Origin of the sequence: Bacillus sp. HY001 (genome assembly GCF_007558965.1) — a bacterium.
In the GTDB taxonomy this organism is placed as follows: domain Bacteria; phylum Bacillota; class Bacilli; order Bacillales; family Bacillaceae_G; genus Bacillus_A; species Bacillus_A mobilis.
On record NZ_VLTE01000282.1, the window covers coordinates 1 to 793 of the forward strand.

Sequence of the window (793 nt, forward strand, 5' to 3'; positions counted from 1 at the left end):
TCAAGAATGGAAAGATTTGCGGACACGACAATTATATTCTCGTGGAGATAAAAGCAAAAAAGGGAATTTGAACATGCGCATTACAGTTGATGACTGTGCGCAAGGATGGTTAGAAATTGCAAATCCATTAGGGCGAACAAATGAAAAAGCAAAAAGCCCACGAATCAAAGTTCCGATTATCATTCCATATCATTTTTATCATCAAATCACAAATGTCGTTATGGGAAAGCAACTCGGTGTAAATCCAAAAGGAAAACCGATTATAGAGCATCAAAAATATAGTGTAGAAATCATTCGTAAACAAAATGAATTTTATGTGAATATTACGTTTGATGAAACAGAAATAGGTCGTGTACTAAATTTCAAGGAAACACCACAATCAGATGTAATTGCAGGAATTGATGTAAATCCGGACCGTATTGCAGTTAGTTTATGTACAAAACAAGGTAATTTTAAAGGTTCAAAAATTTTTTATCTACACAATCTGAATACGTTTTCAACAAACAAACGCGCCACGATAATTGGACAAATCGTACAACAAATTAAAACATGGTTGTTGGAAAACAATGTAGGTGGAATTGTTTTAGAAGATTTAAAGTTTCAACAATCTCATGATACTGATGAATACAGTAATCGTAATTTCCATCAATTTACGTATAAAAAGATGTTGAACAGTTTAATTCGTATGGCTCTTCGTAACGGATTTTCTGTTAAAACAGTAAACCCCGCTTATACAAGTGTGATTGGAAAATTAAAATACAGTAAAAATTTCGGTATTAGCGTTCATGAAGCA

At 32.8% G+C, this 793-nt stretch carries 1 protein-coding gene; it reads left to right on the top strand.

Annotated features, from left to right (window positions below):
- Window positions 1-793: IS200/IS605 family accessory protein TnpB-related protein (locus FOT98_RS31310; protein ID WP_144291262.1), on the top strand; the 793-nt coding region annotated here is incomplete at both ends.